This window comes from Pararhizobium sp. IMCC3301 (assembly GCF_030758315.1).
Lineage (GTDB): Bacteria > Pseudomonadota > Alphaproteobacteria > Rhizobiales.
On sequence record NZ_CP132336.1, the window covers coordinates 2,556,760 to 2,574,714 of the forward strand.

Here is a 17,955-nt window from a genome sequence, read left to right on the forward strand (position 1 = left end):
TCAACTGAGCATTGTTTTGTGTGTTTAATTCCAAAAACGTTCTGACTTCCGCAGAGTCCGGATCAAGCGTAGGCAAAAAGCTTGAAAGATAATCAGCCCACGCGTTGGCGTCTGATTTTCCGTTCTTGTCCGGCTGAAGGTGCTCAGGCACAGCAAAGCCGGTTTGCCCGTAGCCAGAGGTCAGATTCAAAGCACAAATGATCAGCACACAGGCGCGCAGCCAATTCACAAAGAAAGTCGGGGATTGCACGGCCCTTATATCTCCTGCAGATACCATCCTGGAAAAACATAGCATGGATGCAGATTGCAGGCGAAATTCCCGGCCAGAATGCGACTAGGCAAGCATGGCGAGCGTGATGAGGCTGAGGACGCTGGTCAGTATGATAATCTGGGCGATTGCATCGGTGCGCACATGATAGAGCATGGCGAGGCTGAAGGACATTGCCCCCGCCGGTGCGGCTGACGCCAGCAGGAACAGATTGCGGCCATCATCCTGCGCCGCGAACATCTCAAGACCCAGCCAGATCATTGCGGGAAACAACAGCAATTTGACCAAGGTAAAACTGATGACAAGTCTGTCCGGCTGAAACCTTGTCTGGGACAGCACAACACCCAGCGCATAGAGCGCCACTGGAGCGGCCCCCGCTCCGGAAAATCTGACAAAAGTGTTGACCGGCGCAGGGACAGCAATGCCCGCCAGACTGACGATCAGGCCGACGACAATGGCCTGCAGCATCGGCAGTCTGGCAATGCCGAGCGCGATGGAAACCGGGCTGGCCTTGCCAAGGCTGATGATCTGCAGCGCCAGCATTGACAAGCCAAAGGCAAAGATCGCATCCAGTGTGACGATGCTGGTCACAGGCAGCACATTGGCCTGGCCATAAAGCAGCACGGACATCGGCAGCACATAGAGCGCATTGTTGCCGAACACCCCGCAAAATCCGAGCAGAATGGATTCCGCCGGCGTGCGCCCGAACAGATGCAGCGCGACCAGGAAACCGCAGCTGAATATGACGATCTGCACCACCAGATAAATCATCACCGGGACAAAGCTGAAGCTCTGAATCGATGTATTGGCGATCAGCCCGAAGATAAAAACCGGCAACAGGATCGACATCGCAAAGCGGTTCAGAAGCCGCGCATCCTCAACGCCGGTCTTGCCGGCGCGGCCCATAGCAAAGCCGAATGCCATGATCGCAAATACGGGCAGGATGGGGTCCAGCAGGACCTGCAGAATTTCCAAGCTCACGCCCTTCTAGATCGATACAGCAGCTGTGGCCCGCTCGGTTCTGAGTTGCTGAAACAGCGCCAGATAATCGATATTGACGTAATTCATCTTCAGGCGGAGCGCTTCGATAAAGCGCACCTCGTCCGGCTTGTCGGTATAAAACATCACTTCAAGTCCGGCGTCCTGACACTCGCGGATTCGCGCTGGATCGAACGCATCAGTATGGAATTCAACAATTTCGGCGTGGTGCTCCTGCCGGGCCGCCTGCGCGCTGCCCGCATTGGACCAGAGCACCATGCGGCGCACCTCGGGGCAATGGGTCAGCATGGCCCGGCGCATCTGCGGATTGAAGGAATAGGTGAAACACTGCTCGGCAATGCCGAGTTTGCGCACCAGCTTTGCCACATCTGCGCAATCGGCCAGTTTGATTTCCAGATAGAAACCGGCGCGCCCGGCAAATGTCGCCAGATAGGCATCAAGCCGCGGCACCTGCTCGCCTTTGAATTTCGGATCAAACCAGCTTCCCGCATCCAGCCGGTCAATTTGCGCACTGCTCATGTCACAGATGTTGCCGGTGCCATTGGTGGTGCGCTCAACGCTTTCATCATGCAGCACATAGAGAACGCCATCGCCCGACTGGCGGATATCCAGCTCGATGATGGAGCCGCCAAGATCGAGCGCTGCTGCAGCCGAAGCAAACGTGTTTTCCGGCGCGCTCAGCCGGGCACCGCGATGGCAGACCATTTTTGTCTGATGCATGTTCTGATCCAGTGCTGGAGGTGAATTGGCCGCAGCCATCAATAGCCCATCATGCCGCGAATGGCCGGCAGAACGCTGGCCGCAACCACGCCAACGCCGCCGCCGATGGCCAGCCGCAGGCCAAGCCCGCCAAGACTGGGAGCCAGGCCCGACAAGGCACCGCAGACAGCCGCATACCAGGCGATTGTTGTTACATCAAATCCCATAAATCCTCCCGACCAGAGTGCATCTCATGTTTACAATGAATTATGTAATGCACCAAATCAGGGTTTCGGGACCGGCCCTCACCGCTGCGTCAGCGAGAACTGCAGTGTCACGGGCATCGCATTATCACCCTCTTTGTGCTAATCGGCGGGGCATTCCAAATTCTGTTGTCCCATGCAAACAAGGCTGGCCATGCGAATATTTCTGGCTCTTCTGCTGTTTCTCAGCTTTGCCGTAGCGGGCGTCTTTGCCCAGTCCTCACTGGACGAAACCGCACCTGTGGCAACGGATCTGATCGGCAGCGAACCCATTGCTGCGGAAACCGGAATTCCGGCTGACAGCGCCATTGCCGCACGCATCTCCGCCATCTTTGCCGAGATCGATGCCTTGCGTGCTGTCGATGTGTCGGTCAGATCAGGGGTAGTGCTGCTGCAGGGCGCTGTACCCGACAAAGCGGCAATCGAGCAGGCCGCGGCTCTTGCTGGCCGGGTGGAAGGCGTGGTGGCGGTCTCCAGCCAGTTGCTGGAAGACACCTCGGTCAGCGAACGCATCGTTCCGATCATGGATAGGCTTTTCACCCGCCTGCAGCGCGCCATCAATTACATCCCGCTGCTAACCGTCGCCGTGCTTGTCTTCGCGCTGGTCGGAATCATCGGCTGGTGGTTGGCCGCCCGCAGGTGGCCGTTTGCGAAAATCGCGCCCAATGCCTTCATATCCGATCTGCTGCGCCAGGTGGTTCGTCTGGCTTTTCTCGGCATCGGGCTGGTTCTGGCACTGGATATTATGGGCGCCACTGCCATTATCGGAACTGTTTTGGGGGCGGCCGGTATTGTCGGTCTTGCGGTCGGGTTTGCAGTGCGTGACACGGTTGAAAACTATATCGCCAGCATTCTGCTCAGCCTGCGTCAACCATTCCGGCCCAATGATCATGTCGAGATTGACGGTCATGAGGGCCACGTCATCATGCTGACCGCGCGCGCCACGGTTCTGCTCAGCCCTGATGGCAACCACATCCGCATTCCCAATGCTACAGTGTTCAAAAGCGTGATTACCAATTACTCGCGTCATCCGGAACGCAGATTTGATTTTGAAATGGGCATTGCCCCGGATGGCGATCTGCAGCAAGCGGTTGATATCGGATTAGCGGTGCTGAAACAGGTCGATTTCATTCTCGACAAACCGCTGCCGGAAGCCCGCATTGAAGGATTGGGAGATTCCACGGTTCAGCTCTGGTTTGCCGGCTGGATTGATCAGCGCGAAACCAGCATGGTGCTGGCACGGGGCCAAGCCATCCGCCTGATCATGCGCGCCCTGGAAGATGCCGGCTTTGAACTGCCTGAACCGGGCTTGCGCGTTGCTCTGACCCAAGACACGGCAAAGCCATTGGCGAAACCTGCCGCTGTAAAGAAGAAACCTGTCGCTCCCGTAGACGCAGCCGATATCGCTGCCAATGACGGCATCACGGAAATCATTGATGAAGAACGCGCCCAGATGGCGGATCAGGATCTCCTCAAGGAAGATGCACCCCAGGAAATGGGTTAGGGGAAAGATGAGTCAGATATTGCGCAAACTCGCCGGGATTTTTTAAGATCATCGTGCGCATTCGTCACGCTGCACTGCCGGGTCCTTCAAACTGTCGATTTCACAAACGTTGAGCTTTTTTGAAATATCTGTCCTTGAACCGCCATTGACATGTAACGATGGTAACAATATGTCGATACCATGGAACACATCACTTGGATTCTCATGACCTATAAGGTCCCGCCGGAACCGGCTGCAAAGCGTGTTGCCTTGTGGCGGCGGCTCAAAGGCATGGGCGCGGTCTATCTTCAGAACGGCGTTTGCCTGCTGCCTCAGACCGAAGAACACATGCGCCAGTTGAAGATGCTGGAAAATGATGCGGCCGCAATGGGTGGAGAATCGGTACTTCTGGTCACAACCTCTCTGGACAAGGCACAGGAAGATAAGGTTGTCAGGCGGTTTCAGGAAGATCGAGACGATCAATATCGCGAATTCATCGGAAAATGCGATGCCTTCGAGGCGGAAATCGCCCGCGAAATCGCGAAAGAAAAATTCACCTATGCCGAACTCGAGGAAGAGGATAACGAACTCAAGAAACTGCAGGGCTGGGTCGAAAAGATTCGAAGTCTGGATTTCTACGGCGCGCCGCTCGCCGCGGATGCGTCAGAGCGCCTGACGTCCTGCGAAAATCAATTGGCCGATTATGCACGACGCGTGTTCGACGCCAATCAGGGTTTGTGACACCGCGATGAATCTGTTGTGGAATGTCGATGTCACTGTCACCAGAGCGATCAATGGCTTTGCTGGACAGAGCGGGTTGCTTGACACCGTCATGATCTGGGCTTCCGCGGCAGGTATCCCGCTGCTGGTTCTGGCCGTGGCCGGCCAGTGGAGGGCGAAACCGGACAGACAAGACACCCGCCATGTTCTGGTCGCTGCCGGATTGTCCTTTATTCTGGGACTGGCAATCAACCAGATCATTCTGCTGTTTGTGGATCGGGTCCGGCCCTATGCTGCGGGTGTCAGCGAATTGCTGATCGCACCCAGTCTCGACCCGTCATTTCCATCCGATCACGCAACAGCGGTATTTGCAATCGCGGCGACATTTGTCCTGCACCAAATGCCAAAACGTGCAGCCTGGTTTGCTCTGGCCGCACTGGCCGTTGCCATATCCCGGATCTATGTCGGCACCCACTACGCCAGCGATGTTCTTGGCGGCGCATTGTCAGGCGCAAGTGCGGCTATTCTGATATTCTTGCTCTATCAGCGGGGGACACGCATTGATCGCTTCATCACCAATATTCTTTGACAAATGCGTGTGTGATCCCTCACTGGTGAGGACACGATGCAGACATATGTGAATGACCTTCTGCCTTCGCTCCAGTCTCTGGGGTTTTGGGGCTACTGGATCATCGGGCTGCTCGCTTTTGGTGAAGCACTGGTTTTGACCAGCATTTTTGCGCCCGGCACCGTTGTTGTTGTTCTTGGCGGTGCGCTCATCGCCCAGGGCATTTACGATTTCGGCGACATGATCTGGTTTGTCGCCATAGGCACAATCCTAGGCGCGGAATTCAGTTTTAGAATCGGAGCCAGGGGAACAAACCTGTTTCAAGAGGGCCGCCGCGTGTTCTCGCCCGCAATTCTTCAGCGCGGACAAGGCTTCTTTGCCCGATATGGCGCGCCCAGCATCATTTTCGGCCATTTTTTTGGGCCTTTGAGACCGATTGTTCCGGTTGTCGCTGGCCTGTCCGGTATGTCTGGAAGCCGCTTCTTCGTGTGGAACGTGATCGGCGGATTTGCCTACGCAATTGCTCTGCTGAGCGTCGGATACTTCTTTGGAACGACCGTTGATCTGTTCAGCGCCACGATGACGCGTGGCGGCCTGTTTGCCATCGCTGTTATTCTGGCCATCGCGATCCTGTGGTTTATCGCCATCAAGCTGCGCAAGGCCGTGCCGTTTTTCGTGTCAGTGCTGCGCTCTGTTGGGCTCGCCATCAAAGACAACCCCGATGTCCGGGATCTGGTCGCCCGTTATCCCATCCTTTTCAGTTTTCTGTCGGATCGCCTGTCACGCCAGGCCTTCAGCGGTTTGCCCGTCACCATTCTGGCATCGGCCTTTGCATACTTTCTGATACTCTATGCTGGTTCGACGCTGGATTTTTATAATCAGAGCCAGATCGTCGCCGTCGATGTACGTGTCGCCAATTTGTTGTCCGCCTTCCGGGATCCAAATTTAACGCGGTTTTTCACCCTGGTCACCGCCTTGGGATCCTGGCTGTCCGTCACCATTCTGGCGGCCACTGTATCCCTCGTCCTGCTGTTGCGGCGGCGGCTGCATTATCTGCCGGGACTGTGGCTCTCCCTGATCGGCAATCAGCTGACGGTGACCTTGCTGAAATATGTCTTTGCCCGCCCGCGCCCCGGCATGGCAGTATACGCTGAAAGCAGTTTTTCCTTTCCCAGCGGCCACAGTGCGGCCAGTATCGCGTTTTTCGGCTTCCTGACCTATCTTCTGATCCGCGAGCGGGTCGGTCCGATTTTTGTGTCTTTTCTGGCTGGCGCGACAGTCGTTTTTTTGATCGGACTGAGCCGGATTTATCTTGTTGAGCACTATCTCAGCGATGTGCTGAACGGCTATCTTGTCGGCGTACTCTGGGCGCTGCTCGGGATTTGGCTGGCGGAATGGCTGCACTCCAAACGGGATCGGAACAAGCAGATCCTGATCCCATTCTGGCGGAATGTCGCAGCGATTGCCGCGTTCGCCAGCGCCCTGCTGGCCGTAGGGGTCTTCGTCAAAGATTATCAGCAGACGCTCCACGTACCCATTGTTGCAGGCGTCGAACAATTGATCGAGCCGGTCGCGGCGGCTTTTGCAGACGGCCGCTTGCCGTCCCATTCAGAGAACATTCTCGGCCAGCCTCAGGAGCCGATCAGCCTTATCATTCTGGCACAGGACGAGGCTGCATTTCTTGAGGCTTTCAGCAAAGCCGGATGGCGTCTCGCCGACAGGCCGGGCATCAGCACATTGTCCCGCGCCGCGTTTGCGGTCTGGTTCGCCAATGAATATGACACGGCCCCCATCACGCCGGCTTTCTGGAATGGTCAGCCCCACGATTTCGGATTTCAGGCCAAAACCGCAGACAAGAGCCTGCGCGAGCGCCACCACGCCCGGTTCTGGCGCAGCGGTTTTCGCACGGCCGATGGTCAGTCGATCTTTCTGGGAACGGCAAGCTTCGATGTCGGTCTGAAATGGGGCCTGACCCATCGCATTGATCCCAATATCGACGCCGAACGGGACTTTCTTGCCAGCGGTCTGTCCAAAGCGGGTCTGGTCAGTTCAGAACAGCGCATCCCGCTCGTTGCACCGGTTCTTGGGCAGAATCTGACAGGAGATCCATTTTTCACCGACGGCAAGGCAATCCTGCTTCACATCGCTGGCGATGAAAACTCCATCCCTGTCAATCCTGCGGCACCGCTGCCGAAATAAGGTGGTTCTGCAGATTACGCGCGGCCGGCATCGCGCCTTGCCGCCTCGCCAGAGAGCGGGCAAAAGGCTTCGTGTCGCAGCCAGAGACCGTCTTGGTTGAATCAGGTCTGCCAGCAACTTTCGGAACTTCCATGCCCAGCTCGCGTTTTCCACAGCACTACCCGATACCACGAGGCAGGTCAGTCAAAACTCTGCCAGAGCCAATTTTATGACGGACCCATCGGGGAAGAGATCCAGGGCGCATTGCAGCGTTGTTGAGCAAGCCAACGAAACGGGACGAGAGCATGTCTACTGAAAAGGGAATTTCACTCAAGACGACTGATCGGGACTGGTGGACAGTTCACCGCGGAGCCTCGCCGGTCCTGGGAACGGCGATCCACAATGGTCATGAGGTTGATGCCACGCTGGAAGATCAGATGGCGCTTCCCGAAGATGACCGGCTGCGCGAGGAAGATCCATTCACCGAGTTCATCATTCGCGATCTGCCCAACCGGATTGCTTTCCACAGATCGCGCTTTGCCGTCGATCTCAACCGTCCCCGCGAGGAAGCTGTCTACCTGTCGCCTGAGCAATCCTGGGGGCTGGAAGTATGGGCGGATGACCCAACGCCCGAAATGATTGAGCATTCGCTTCAGATGCATGATCATTACTATCTGATGCTGAAGATGATGCTGCGCGAACTGGAAGAGCAGTACGGTCATTTCATTGTTCTGGACATTCACAGTTACAATCATCGCCGCGCCGGGCCGCAAGCACGGCCCAGCGACCCCGATGACATGCCGGAAATCAATATCGGGACCTACTCAATGGACCGCGAGAAATGGGCCCATGTGGTTGATCCGTTCATGGACAAATTGCGGGAATTCGAGTTTCGCGGTCACAAGCTGGATGTACGCGAAAATGTCGCGTTTCAGGGCAAGGGTGAGCAGACCCGGTTTATTCATGATACTTTCCCCAAATCCGGATGTGCCATTGCGATTGAGTTTAAAAAATTCTTCATGGATGAATGGACCGGGAAGCCTGATCGCGAAGCGCTGGTCGCAATGCGCAGCATGATTCAATCAGCTTTGCCTCTGCTGGAAGGCATTATTGAAGGAATGTCATGAGTGACAGTGGGCAGAAAATCCAGCCGGTCAACGCCATAGTGGCGGCTCTTGCGGATGCAAAACCTGTCCGGGCTACGCTGAAGTCCGGTGCGCGGCTGCATATTGACCGGCCACTTCCGTTTATCTGCATTCATCACAGAAAGGATGACCTTCAACAGGCCGCTTATGACATTACAACATCCAATGCGTCTTATTTGGTCTCCTCCGAACTTGCCACAGATGTCGAGGCCCTGAACCGGATCGGTCACAAAATGATTGAGCGGTTCGGAGCGTTTTTGGTGATTGAAGTGACTGAATTGGATCAGGACACTTTGCTGAGCGACGACAGTCCCTATCTGCCTGATTTCGAAATTCAGCTTGAGACCGAACAACGACCTGAAACTCGGGCAGCAATGGAGGCCGCAGCCGAAGCGATTGAGAGCGTGGCCGTCAGATACCGCTCTCCGGTTGTTGACAGAATTATCTCCGACAGGCGTGACAACTCGACATTGGCCGGACTTGACCCGGCGATCGGGTTTCTCTCAATAAGGTTTGCTCCCATCTATCGGCAACCCGACAGCGCAGCGGTTTATCCCGAACTTCTTGAACGGGTGGTCGCCAATATTTTTGACGCGCTGCTGCGCGGGGTTGCCGCCTTTACCACAAAGACTGGTGCGCTTGAACCTGCGTCCCACCGGGCTCTGGGCCGCAGATCATTTGTCGACACGGTCAAAAGGCTCGACCGGCAGATCGACAAGGTCTGTGGTTCGTTTGATTTTCTCATGGCGGTTACGCCGATCAACACCGCAGAAGCCTGGGGAAAATTCAGTGACAATGCGCAGCAATCCCCACCTGAGCTGCTTTATCGTCCTCTCACTGTGGAAGTTGATTTTGAGAAGAAGACACTTCATTCCGTTGCTTTTGAAAATCTGGAAGACCCTGTCCTTTACGAAATCTACCGGGAAAAACAGCAGGAGCTGGACTTGCAGCTGACTGCAATTGACCTGCGCAACACACCACGGTTCAAAGAGGTCAGTCGGCTTCTGTATGGTTCGGTTGAAGCGGAGCTTTTGACGATGGCGCAGGATATTCTTGCGCTGCCCCACAGCAGTGGACAGGCATCCAAAGGCGAAGGCGGGCTGGAAGGCCACGTCGACTGCTACGCGCTGAAGGCGGCGGCCCGTCAGATGGTGGCTGAGTATCAGGCCGACTATGCCGGCTTTGATGTCGAAATTGTCATCCGCGATGACCTGCCGCCGGGCATGATGGTTTCTGGCAATGGCCTGATGATATCGCGCAATACGCGCATGGCGCGAAGCCGGGTGCAGGCATTGCTCAGCCATGAGATAGGCGTTCATCTGATGACCTATTTCGCCGGTGATGCGCAAGGCTTGAGAATTTTCCGCACCGGACTCGCCGGTTATGAAGGCATTCAGGAGGGATTGGCAGTCTTCGCCGAGTACCTTGTCGGTGGTTTGACCCCCGGCCGTCTGCGCCTGCTTGCCGGGCGCGTGGTCGGATGCGCGGCAATGCTGGAAGGTGCGGATTTTATCGAAACCTATCGGCTGCTGACCCGGGAGCATGGATTTTCCAGCAGCGCCGCCTTCAATCTGACGGTACGGCTGTATCGCTCCGGCGGCTTGGCGAAGGATGCCATTTATCTGCGTGGTCTGCGCGATGTTCTCCTCCATATCGGGGCGGGAAAATCGCTCGATCCGTACTGGCTGGGAAAATTCTCCAAAGCCCAGTTTCCGAAGATTGAGGAACTTGCCACACGCGGGTTGCTCAGGACGCCGCCGGTCTCCCCGGCCTTTCTCACCGCCAGAGGTGCAGCAAAGCGCCTTGCTGCAGCCCGTGCAGGCCTGGCACCCGCCGACCTCATTTCAGGATAGGAAAAACCATGCGCATCGCATTTTTTGTCAACGCCATCAAAGATGAGTATCCCCGTTTCACGACAACGGTTTTTGCCCTGGCGGCGCTCTCGCGGGGCCATGAAGTGTGCTATATCACCCCCGGCGGCTTCGTCTTGCGAGCCGACGATACCCTTCATGTCAGCGTTCTGAACCTGCCGAAGAAAGCGTTTAAGAAGGTGGAGACACTGCACAAGGCATTGCAGTCCGAGGAGACCACGCGCGAAACCATCGACGTGACCGGAATTGATGTTTTGATGCTGCGCAATGATCCCTCTCAGGATGCCGATACGCACCCATGGGCGGCGCAGGCTGGCCCGATGTTCGGCCGGCTGGCTGCGGATCGTGGTGTTCTGGTGGTCAATGATCCTGACGGTTTGTCACTGGCTCAGAACAAGCTGTATCTGCAGGGCTTTCCGGAGGCGGCAAGACCGGCTTCACTGATTTCCAAAAACCTCGAGGAAATCCGGGATTTCATCGGCAGCCAGCCCGAAGGGATCATCATCAAGCCATTGCAGGGCTCAGGCGGCAAGAATGTTTTCAAGATCGACGGTCCTGATGATTCCAACATCAATCAGATATTCGAAGCCGTCAGCGAAGAAGGCTATATGATCGCGCAGGGCTTCATGCCGGAAGCCAAGGGTGGCGATGTGCGGGTCTTCGTCATGAACGGTACACCGTTGGAACGGGATGGAAAATACGCGGCACTGCGCCGTGTCCCTGCGAAAGGTGACGTTCGCTCCAACATGCACGCCAAGGGCACAGCGGTGAAAGTGGAGATGACCGACAAGATCCTGGCTGTTGCAGACCTTGTGCGCCCGAAACTTATTCATGATGGATTGTTCCTCGTCGGTCTGGATATCGTCGGTGACAAGATCCTTGAGATCAATGTGTTCACGCCCGGGGGTATGTGGAGCATATGCGATATGCACGACACCGACTTTGGCGAGAGTGTCATCATGTCGCTTGAACGCAAACTTGAGATGCGCGAAAGCAGCCACGGCAATTTGTCGAACCGGGAGCTGGCCGTGCTTTGACAGGCACATTCGTGGCCCGGTTCAGGATCTACTCAGCCAGCTGTGGAGCAGGTCTTTCCTCGTCGACTTTCTGCAGCGGCGACTCCTCGGCGATGGATGGCAGGCTGCGCAACACGATGCCGAGCAGCGGCGGCACGGTCAGCAGCGCCGATGTGGCAAGGCCGCCCACCACCACAGACCCCAGGCCGCGATACAGTTCCGAGCCTTCGCCGGGAAACAGCACCAGAGGCAACATGCCGAACACGCTGGTCAGCGTGTTCATGATACTCGGCCGGAGCAATCGGTCCTCGCAACCTGACGTGGCCATTCGCATGCGGGTGCGTCGATGTGTCTGCTCCTGGCTATCGGATCAACGGGCTGTCCCAGACTTGGAAGAGCAGTTCCTTGAGCTTGGCGAATTGGATCGGCCCAAGCTCGGCGGACCATTCGCGCTCAATGTCGCGGAGGATATCGTGGATTTTCGCGTATGCAGAGCGTCCACGTTCCGTGAAGTGAACTGCGCGCGCACGCCCCTCGTCAGGTAGGTCGGACCGCTCGATATACCCGTATGCCTCAAGGCTCCGGAGCAGCTGGTTCATTGCCTGCTTACTCATTCCGGCACGCTCCGCGAGGATGCTTGGGCGATCCCCATCCGGCCCCGGATACTGCAGCACTGCCATATGCGGAGCGCGGAGTTCGCCAAAACCCGCCGCGTTAAGCTCATTGATGATGCGGCGATGAATAGCCTGCGCTGGAACGCGCAACAGTGCACCGATAAGCATATTGCTCGTTTCAACTGGCGCGCTCTGACGCGATGAGTGTATTGACATTTCGTAAATTCCGTTTACTAAGTTGACCGTAAACTACGTTTACCATAAAGGACACCGAGATGATACAGCTTACCAACGGCCTCGACGTCAATCCGTCCGATGAGACAATCCGCATCGGGCCGCACACAGTGCACTTCCTGATAACTGGCGAAGACTCAGGCAGCAGCCTCGCAGCCTTCGAACTCGACGTTCCGGCCGCGGAGAGTCTTGAAGCGCCTGCACATAGCCACGAACACTATGAGGAGACAATCTACGGTATCGACGGAGTGCTTACCTGGACAGTCAACGGAAAGACGATCGACGTTGGGCCCGGGATGGCGCTTTGCATTCCACGAGGTGCCGTTCACCGCTTCGATAATAATGGAAGCCAGGACGCAAAGGTGCTGTGCATTATCTCACCGGCGGCAATCGGACCGCAGTTTTTCCGCGAAGTCGGCGAGGTGATAAACGCGGCGGTCGATGGACCGCCGGACGTAGCCAGTCTGCTGGCAATCATGCGCGCCCACGGTCTGAGGCCGGCAGCGCCGCCGCCTCAGGCATAGTGCCGAGCGCATCAGGCCGTAGACGGACGGCGATTGAAGAATGGATGGTTCTTATGGCACAGATTCGACCCGATGTTCGCCGCCGAGATCAGCAAACCGGACATTTGTACTTCGCGCAGCTTTCGGATTTACTCTCTTGTGAGCGTGGCAGCAGAAAAGTTTACTGCCCCTCTCCACTCACCATATCGAGGCGTCACACCCGGTTCTACTCTGCCGGCTGTGGCGCAGGCCTTTCCCCGTCAATGCTCTGCGCCGGTGCCTCATCGGCAATCGATGGCTGGCTGCGCAGGACGATGCCAAGCAGCGGCGGTACGGTTAGCAGCGTCAGCAGCGCCGATGTGGCAAGTCCGCCAACCACCACAGAACCCAGGCCGCGATACAGTTCCGAGCCTTCACCGGGAAACAGCACAAGCGGCAACATGCCGAAGACGCTGGTCAGCGTGCTCATGAAGATCGGCCGGATGCGGTTGCGTGTGGCTTCGATGATCGCCGCTTTCGGTTCCAGACCGTCTTCGCGCAGATGATGCAGCGACTGATGCACGATCAGGATTGCATTATTGACCACAATGCCAACCAGAATGACAAATCCCAGCAGGGTCAGCATGTCCAGCGGCTGGGTTTGAATAAGGTTGAGAGCGGCCAGGCCGCCAACCCCGCCTGCAGCCGCCACCGGCACCGATATCATGATCACCAGCGGCAGAATAAAACTTTCAAACAGCACCGCCATCACCAGAAATACGATCAGCAGCGCTATGACCAGATTGATCGAAATCGCATTCCAGGTCTGGGTCAGCTGATCTGCCGTGCCCGACAGGGTGAAGCGCACGCCGGGCGGCAGTCCGCCCTGTTCAAGCACCGACACGACTTCGGCTTGCAGAATTTCCAGCGCCGTTTCCAGCGGCAGCGCATTTGAGGGCCGCACTTCCAGCGTCACGGTTCTGAGCCGTTCGCGATGTCTGATCTCGGTCGGCCCGGCCGTCACCGTCACCCGCGCCAGAGCTTCCACAGGCACGATCTGGCCGGACTGGGTGACAACCGGATAGGCGCCGATATCCTGGGTTCTTTGCGCGGCGGCATTGCTGTCGTCGCCTTTGAGGGTCAGATCTATGCGCTCGCCATCGACGGTGATTTCGGCAATCCGCACCCCGTCATTATAGGCATCCACCGTTGTCGCCAGATTGGCGGCCCCGACGCCGGCATCAGCCAGCCGCAGACGGTCAGGCGTCAGGCGCACTTCCGGCGCGCCCAGTTCCAGGCCCGGGATCGGGCGGAACTGATGGCCTTCGTTGCGTGGCAGCCGCCCGGCAATGATACCGGCTGCCTGCTGGGCAACGCCCAGAATATCTTCCAGATCGGGCCCTGAAACATTCAGTTCTATGGCGCGTCCGCCGCCAATGCCGCGACCAAACAGGGACGGCTGGGTGATGAAACCGAACGTGCCCGGTTCGGAAAAAATCGGGCGCGACAGGATCGGTATCAGTTCACCGATGCGGCTGCCATTTTTGGCGTCGGCACCGACAAATGAATTACTCGGTGTGGCGACAAAGAAGAAACTGTTGATGGCCGGCGGTCCTGCCGGATCGTCCGTCTCCAGGCTCCACATCGGCTCGGCGACATCTTCAATGCGCTTGGCAATGCCGGTCGTGGTTTCCAGATTGTAGCCCGGTGGAGGAATGACAATCCCGAAGATCAGATTGCGGTTGCCTTCCGGCAGATATTCCAGTTCCGGCAGGTAATACCAGGCCGCCGTCAGCGCGCCGCCGCCAATCGCTGCCACCATCACCAGCCCGAGCACGCGGCTGGCAATGGTTGCCCGGACATAGGCCATCACCAGACGTGAGAAAAACCGGGCGAAATGATCGATCACCGGCAGGCCGACCGGCTCCAGCTTGCCGCGGTTGCCCAGCAACCGGCTCGACAGGGCCGGAATCACCGTTACTGCAACCACCAGCGACAGCACAACTGACACCGAGATTGCCACAGCAATGTCGCGGAACAACTGGCCTGCTTCCAGATCCATCACCAGGATTGGAATGAACACCATGACTGTGGTCAGGGCCGACACCAGAATGGCACCCCAGACCTGCCTTGCACCCTCATAGGCGGCCCGCCGTGAGGAATAGCCCATCTGCCGGAAGCGGAAAATGTTCTCCAGCACGACAATCGCCGCATCCACCACCATGCCGACCGCAAAGGCGATGCCCGCCAGCGAAATCACATTCAGTGTCCGGCCCATCGCCGCCATGGCCACAAAGGACGCCACCACCGAGACCGGAATTGCCAGCGAAATCACCAGCGTGGCGCGCGGCGAGCGCAGAAACAGCATCAGGATGAAAGCCGCCAGAATGCCGCCGACCCAGATGTTCTGGATCACCAGATCAATGGCGCTGTTGATATACAGCGTTTCATCATAGACCTGATTGAGCACCAGCCCGGCCGGCGCAATATCGCGTTGATTCAGTGCTTCAAGGGTTTGCCGGACGCCTTCCATGGTCTCAATGACATTCGCCCCGGCATCGCGCACCGCATTGATGGCAATTGCGGGCTGGCCCTTGTAGCGGATGCGGGCAGTGGCTTCCTTGTAGTCGAAGCGGACCGTTGCAACATCGCTGACCAGAACCCGGCCCAGCCGGTCGGTGCCCAAATCGGTCTCGCTGCGCAGCACCACGCTGCTGACCGCCTCCAGCGTGTTCAACTCGCCCTGTGCGCGGACAATGTAGCGCCGCTTGCCTTCCTCCACATCTCCGGCGGAGATCGAGATATTCTCCGAGCGCAGTTTTGAGATCACCTGCGGAATGGTCAGGCGGAACCGCGCCAGCCGCTCGGGATTGATAACCACGCGCAATTCGCGTGAGACGCCGCCAAACACATTGACATTGGCAACGCCTTCAACCCGCTCCAGCTGATCCTTGACGACATCTTCAATGAAGTCACCATATTCGACGATCGGGCGGTTGTTGCCTTCCGCCCGGATCAAAATGAACCAGGCAATCGGGCTGTCCTCCGCGCCGGAGGTGTTGAGCCTCGGCTGCCCGGCTTCATCGGGATATGAGTTGACCCGGTCGAGTCGGTTGGAGACCAGCAGCAGGGCGCGGTCCATATTGGTGCCGATGGCAAATTCCAGGGTGACTTCGGCGCGCCCGCTCTGGGAGCGCGACAGCATGGTCTCCAGACCATCCAGTCCGCGCAGCACATCTTCCTGCGGATTGACGATTTCGCGTTCAACTTCGGCCGGTGCGGCGCCGCCCCAATCCGTTGATACCAGGATAATCGGTTTGCGCACATCCGGTGCCAGCTGGATCGGGATCGTGCTCAGTGCGACCAGACCGAACAGCACCGCCATCAACACCGCCGCGATAACCGCAATCGGGCGTTCAATGGCATATTTGATGACGTTCATCAGCTATCCGCCGCTTTTGTCATCTGCAGCCGGATCACCCGCCTCACTCTGCGCCGCTTTCGGCGCGGCCGGTGATGCACTACCGCCCGCAGCCTGCTCGCCGCCGGGAGGTTCCGTCATGATATCCTGACCCGGCCGCAGCCTTTCATTGCCGCGCACCACCACCTGCTGGCCGTCCTGCAGGCCGCTCAGCACCTCAAACCTGTTGCCAACCGCAGCGCCGATCTGTACCGGCCGCGGCTGGGCTTTCCCGGCTTCCGCAATATACACGATCCAGCCGCCTCGGCCCTGCACCAGAGCGTCCTTGGGAACCGTCAGAACGGATTTTTCTTCCGACACCGGCACCAGAACAGTGACCGACTGTCCCACAGCAAAGGGCGCAATCGTATCCCTTGCCTGCGTTTCGGTGAATGGCGCAGTTAGGCGCACCGGGCGGGTGCGGGTGGCAACGGATTCCCGTGGCAGCACGGCGCGCACCTTGACCTGAAAATTCGCGCCGCCGGCCAGCCGGACGGTGATTTCGCGCCCTTCCGGCAGCCCATTAAGATAGGATGCCGGAACATCGGCGACGATTTCCAGATGCGCCTGGTCGAGCAGGCTGACCACTGCGCTGCCGGTGTTGATATATTCACCCGGCTGCGCCTGACGTTCCAGTATGGTGCCTGAAAACGGTGCCAGAATACTGGCATTCTGCAGATTATAGCGGCTCCGGGCAATCGACACATCCGCGCTTCGAATTCGCGCCTGGGCCTGGGCGATCTGGCCCTGGGCGCGCTGCAACTGGCGTTCCAGATCGTTGAACTGGCCCTGCGAGAAGGCGGGCGATGATTTGAGCCGCTCAATACGTTCAAACGCCTGCCGCGCCAGCGCCAGATCGGCCTCGGCAACTGTCAGCCCGGTGGCCGCCTCGTTGCGCGACGCGTCTGCCGCGCGCAGTTCAATGCCAAGCAATTCTGTATCCAGCCGCACCAGCGGGTCACCCTGACTGACTCGGTCGCCGATCTGAACGAAGACTTCGACAATCAGGCCGGGAATGCGGCTTGCCACCACGCTGCTGGTCGACGCCACGAATTCGCCGAGCACCGGCGCGGTTTCAGTGAAAGAGCGGATTTCAACGGTTTCGACGACAACCCCGGCAGCGCCGCCCTGCGCCTGCGCCGTTGCAGGCAGAATAGCGCAGACCGCCAGCACCAACAGGGCAGGTGTCCAACGCCGGAGCGTCATCTGCTTTGTTGCAGAAATAGCGCAACCCGCCACCGGCAAGGGGAGCAGAGACTTCATCAGATTGTCTTTCAGTTGGATACCCAATATGAACGGCAATATATCGCGAATAAGCCGACCGGCAAGCAATTGCTTCCAGCAGCAGCGCGCAAACGGCCTGGAAAACCCTGCCTGGTCGGGGGAGGAACTTATGGATTTGTTACTGATCGGCCTTGTCGTGGTCGTCGGCCTCTATCTGATTGTCAGCTACAATGGTCTGGTGAAAGCCCGCCAGATGGCGAAAGAGGCCTGGAGCGGGATTGATGTCCAGCTCAAGCGGCGCGCCAATCTGATCCCCAATCTGGTGGAAACCGTGAAGGGCTATGCCACCCATGAAATGGAGACGTTTTCCTGGGTGACGGAACTGCGCGCCCGCGCAGGCCAGGTGGATGATGATGATGTCAGCGGCCGTGCCCAAAGCGAAGCCATGCTTGGCGACGCGCTGGTCAAACTGATGGCCGTGGCGGAAGCCTATCCGGAGTTGAAGGCCAACCAGAATTTCCAGGATCTGCAGCAGCAACTGAGTGAAATTGAAGGTGAGATCCAGATGTCGCGGCGCTACTATAATGGCGCGGCCCGTGCCCTGAATGTGAAAGTGGAAAGCTTTCCCTCCAATCTGATCGCCAATAATTTCGGCTTTGCGCAGATGGACTATTTCGAAATCGAGAACGCCACCGACCGGGCCGTGCCGGAAGTCAGTTTTTGATGCGCCA

General features: G+C 57.7%; 16 protein-coding genes. 9 read left to right on the plus strand and 7 right to left on the minus strand.

Translation table 11 applies throughout. The features are described 5' to 3' along the window. Window positions 1-334: 334 nt before the first annotated feature. From RAL88_RS12395 to RAL88_RS12405, 3 genes are read right to left on the minus strand one after another with little or no spacing between them, the layout of a single operon-like run. On the minus strand, window positions 335-1,243 hold the full coding sequence (locus tag RAL88_RS12395; protein WP_306263783.1) for an AEC family transporter: 909 nt from the start codon (window positions 1,241-1,243) through the stop codon (window positions 335-337). A 12-nt stretch (window positions 1,244-1,255) separates the two neighbouring features. Next, a complete protein-coding gene (locus tag RAL88_RS12400; RefSeq protein ID WP_306263785.1) occupies window positions 1,256-1,987 on the minus strand; it encodes a glycerophosphodiester phosphodiesterase family protein in 732 nt (243 codons plus the stop codon). A 38-nt stretch (window positions 1,988-2,025) separates the two neighbouring features. Next, on the minus strand, window positions 2,026-2,193 hold the full coding sequence (locus RAL88_RS12405) for a hypothetical protein (protein WP_306263787.1): 168 nt from the start codon (window positions 2,191-2,193) through the stop codon (window positions 2,026-2,028). Between the two features lie 190 nt (window positions 2,194-2,383). Here RAL88_RS12405 and RAL88_RS12410 point away from each other — a divergent pair, with 190 nt between their 5' ends. The 7 genes from RAL88_RS12410 (at window position 2,384) to RAL88_RS12440 (ending at window position 11,231) form a co-directional block, all read left to right on the plus strand. After that, a complete protein-coding gene (locus RAL88_RS12410) occupies window positions 2,384-3,733 on the plus strand; it encodes a mechanosensitive ion channel domain-containing protein (RefSeq protein WP_306263789.1) in 1,350 nt (449 codons plus the stop codon). 180 nt (window positions 3,734-3,913) lie between these two features. Beyond that, window positions 3,914-4,453, plus strand: a complete 540-nt coding sequence (locus RAL88_RS12415; protein WP_306263791.1) for a Chromate resistance protein ChrB — start codon at window positions 3,914-3,916, stop codon at window positions 4,451-4,453. A 7-nt stretch (window positions 4,454-4,460) separates the two neighbouring features. After that, window positions 4,461-5,021 (plus strand): phosphatase PAP2 family protein, encoded by a 561-nt coding sequence (locus RAL88_RS12420; protein ID WP_371932095.1) that lies wholly within the window; start codon window positions 4,461-4,463, stop codon window positions 5,019-5,021. 36 nt (window positions 5,022-5,057) lie between these two features. Further along, on the plus strand, window positions 5,058-7,199 hold the full coding sequence (locus RAL88_RS12425) for an LssY C-terminal domain-containing protein (RefSeq protein ID WP_306263793.1): 2,142 nt from the start codon (window positions 5,058-5,060) through the stop codon (window positions 7,197-7,199). 284 nt (window positions 7,200-7,483) lie between these two features. Next, on the plus strand, window positions 7,484-8,305 hold the full coding sequence (locus tag RAL88_RS12430) for an N-formylglutamate amidohydrolase (RefSeq protein ID WP_306263795.1): 822 nt from the start codon (window positions 7,484-7,486) through the stop codon (window positions 8,303-8,305). Continuing rightward, window positions 8,302-10,176, plus strand: a complete 1,875-nt coding sequence (locus RAL88_RS12435) for a flavohemoglobin expression-modulating QEGLA motif protein (RefSeq protein ID WP_306263797.1) — start codon at window positions 8,302-8,304, stop codon at window positions 10,174-10,176. The genes RAL88_RS12430 and RAL88_RS12435 overlap by 4 nt, the downstream gene beginning before the upstream one ends. A gap of 8 nt (window positions 10,177-10,184) precedes the next feature. Beyond that, a complete protein-coding gene (locus RAL88_RS12440; protein ID WP_306263798.1) occupies window positions 10,185-11,231 on the plus strand; it encodes a glutathione synthetase in 1,047 nt (348 codons plus the stop codon). Between the two features lie 28 nt (window positions 11,232-11,259). Here the strand turns inward: RAL88_RS12440 and RAL88_RS12445 are convergent, their stop codons facing one another. Both RAL88_RS12445 and RAL88_RS12450 read right to left on the minus strand, forming a co-directional pair. Then, window positions 11,260-11,544: an efflux RND transporter permease subunit gene (locus RAL88_RS12445; protein ID WP_306263800.1), complete on the minus strand. Its 285-nt coding sequence runs from the start codon at window positions 11,542-11,544 to the stop codon at window positions 11,260-11,262. 28 nt (window positions 11,545-11,572) lie between these two features. Further along, window positions 11,573-11,992: a MarR family winged helix-turn-helix transcriptional regulator gene (locus RAL88_RS12450; RefSeq protein WP_306263803.1), complete on the minus strand. Its 420-nt coding sequence runs from the start codon at window positions 11,990-11,992 to the stop codon at window positions 11,573-11,575. A 107-nt stretch (window positions 11,993-12,099) separates the two neighbouring features. Here RAL88_RS12450 and RAL88_RS12455 point away from each other — a divergent pair, with 107 nt between their 5' ends. Then, a complete protein-coding gene (locus RAL88_RS12455; protein ID WP_306263805.1) occupies window positions 12,100-12,582 on the plus strand; it encodes a cupin domain-containing protein in 483 nt (160 codons plus the stop codon). A 205-nt stretch (window positions 12,583-12,787) separates the two neighbouring features. Here RAL88_RS12455 and RAL88_RS12460 read toward each other — a convergent pair whose 3' ends face one another. Together RAL88_RS12460 and RAL88_RS12465 are read right to left on the minus strand one after the other, a co-directional pair. Further along, window positions 12,788-15,982: an efflux RND transporter permease subunit gene (locus RAL88_RS12460; protein ID WP_306263807.1), complete on the minus strand. Its 3,195-nt coding sequence runs from the start codon at window positions 15,980-15,982 to the stop codon at window positions 12,788-12,790. Window positions 15,983-15,985: 3 nt separating this feature from the next. After that, on the minus strand, window positions 15,986-17,263 hold the full coding sequence (locus tag RAL88_RS12465) for an efflux RND transporter periplasmic adaptor subunit (protein ID WP_306263809.1): 1,278 nt from the start codon (window positions 17,261-17,263) through the stop codon (window positions 15,986-15,988). A 130-nt stretch (window positions 17,264-17,393) separates the two neighbouring features. On the opposite strand from RAL88_RS12465, the gene RAL88_RS12470 reads away from it, so the two are divergent. Further along, a complete protein-coding gene (locus RAL88_RS12470; protein ID WP_306263811.1) occupies window positions 17,394-17,948 on the plus strand; it encodes a LemA family protein in 555 nt (184 codons plus the stop codon). Window positions 17,949-17,955: the final 7 nt, after the last annotated feature.

Coding starts and splice junctions, on each gene's coding strand:
- RAL88_RS12450 (WP_306263803.1), bottom strand. CDS start 11,992: ATGCTTATCGGTGCACTGTTGCGCGTTCCAGCGCAGGCTATTCATCGC.
- RAL88_RS12455 (WP_306263805.1), top strand. CDS start 12,100: ATGATACAGCTTACCAACGGCCTCGACGTCAATCCGTCCGATGAGACA.
- RAL88_RS12435 (WP_306263797.1), top strand. CDS start 8,302: ATGAGTGACAGTGGGCAGAAAATCCAGCCGGTCAACGCCATAGTGGCG.
- RAL88_RS12470 (WP_306263811.1), top strand. CDS start 17,394: ATGGATTTGTTACTGATCGGCCTTGTCGTGGTCGTCGGCCTCTATCTG.
- RAL88_RS12430 (WP_306263795.1), top strand. CDS start 7,484: ATGTCTACTGAAAAGGGAATTTCACTCAAGACGACTGATCGGGACTGG.
- RAL88_RS12465 (WP_306263809.1), bottom strand. CDS start 17,263: ATGAAGTCTCTGCTCCCCTTGCCGGTGGCGGGTTGCGCTATTTCTGCA.
- RAL88_RS12410 (WP_306263789.1), top strand. CDS start 2,384: ATGCGAATATTTCTGGCTCTTCTGCTGTTTCTCAGCTTTGCCGTAGCG.
- RAL88_RS12445 (WP_306263800.1), bottom strand. CDS start 11,544: ATGCGAATGGCCACGTCAGGTTGCGAGGACCGATTGCTCCGGCCGAGT.
- RAL88_RS12460 (WP_306263807.1), bottom strand. CDS start 15,982: ATGAACGTCATCAAATATGCCATTGAACGCCCGATTGCGGTTATCGCG.
- RAL88_RS12405 (WP_306263787.1), bottom strand. CDS start 2,193: ATGGGATTTGATGTAACAACAATCGCCTGGTATGCGGCTGTCTGCGGT.
- RAL88_RS12420 (WP_371932095.1), top strand. CDS start 4,461: ATGAATCTGTTGTGGAATGTCGATGTCACTGTCACCAGAGCGATCAAT.
- RAL88_RS12425 (WP_306263793.1), top strand. CDS start 5,058: ATGCAGACATATGTGAATGACCTTCTGCCTTCGCTCCAGTCTCTGGGG.
- RAL88_RS12400 (WP_306263785.1), bottom strand. CDS start 1,987: ATGCATCAGACAAAAATGGTCTGCCATCGCGGTGCCCGGCTGAGCGCG.
- RAL88_RS12415 (WP_306263791.1), top strand. CDS start 3,914: ATGGAACACATCACTTGGATTCTCATGACCTATAAGGTCCCGCCGGAA.
- RAL88_RS12440 (WP_306263798.1), top strand. CDS start 10,185: ATGCGCATCGCATTTTTTGTCAACGCCATCAAAGATGAGTATCCCCGT.